Source organism: Saccharothrix sp. NRRL B-16314 (genome assembly GCF_000716595.1).
In the GTDB taxonomy this organism is placed as follows: domain Bacteria; phylum Actinomycetota; class Actinomycetes; order Mycobacteriales; family Pseudonocardiaceae; genus Actinosynnema.
Genome location: NZ_JNXC01000104.1, coordinates 1 through 539, shown reverse-complemented (window position 1 = coordinate 539; position 539 = coordinate 1). Strand labels below are relative to the sequence as shown.

General features: G+C 65.5%; 2 protein-coding genes. Both read right to left on the bottom strand.

The features are described 5' to 3' along the window. Nucleotides 1-58 precede the first annotated feature (58 nt). Nucleotides 59-208 (bottom strand): daptide-type RiPP, encoded by a 150-nt coding sequence (locus OQ02_RS45360; RefSeq protein WP_197043722.1) that lies wholly within the window; start codon nt 206-208, stop codon nt 59-61. Between the two features lie 82 nt (nt 209-290). Further along, nucleotides 291-470: a hypothetical protein gene (locus tag OQ02_RS39225; protein ID WP_033443755.1), complete on the bottom strand. Its 180-nt coding sequence runs from the start codon at nt 468-470 to the stop codon at nt 291-293. Between the last annotated feature and the right edge of the window lie 69 nt (nt 471-539).

Below are 539 nucleotides of genomic sequence, written 5' to 3'. Positions count from 1 at the left end.
GTTCTGCTTCCTCTCGTAAGGGTTTTCCGGGATGTGTTCTCGGGCGGGAGAATCAGGATCAGGTGGCGGCGATGACGGTGATCGAGATGCCGACGACGACGCCGCCCGCGGTCCACCAGCCGGGAGCCTCCATGGACTCCAGCTCCTGCAGTTCCAGCTCGGCCGGCTCGGTGCCGGTCTGCGCCTGCACGTTGTTGCTCTCGCTCATGGCTTTTCCTTCTCTCTCGGTTCTCTCGGTGATGTTCGGTCGTGCTGTTCTGCCTGACCGTGGTCCAGTGGCTGCCTGAGGTTCAGGTGGCCACCGCGAACGCGACCGCGCTCAGGAAGATCACCCCGCCGGCAGCCAGGCTGCCCATGGTCACCCAGTCCGGGGACTCGAACGGCTCGAGTTCCTGGATGTCCAGGTGGATGGCGGGTTGCTTGTGGGGGCCCTCCGGGTAGGGCTCGTAAGCCCCTCTGGTATCACGCATCTGGCGTCCTTTCAGAGCGGCAGTGCCGCGGCGGTGCGCGGCGGGATGATGTCGGTGAACGTGCCGACC

Excerpts from the sequence above, each read along its gene's own strand:
- OQ02_RS45360 (WP_197043722.1), bottom strand. The coding sequence starts at position 208 with ATGAGCGAGAGCAACAACGTGCAGGCGCAGACCGGCACCGAGCCGGCC.
- OQ02_RS39225 (WP_033443755.1), bottom strand. The coding sequence starts at position 470 with ATGCGTGATACCAGAGGGGCTTACGAGCCCTACCCGGAGGGCCCCCAC.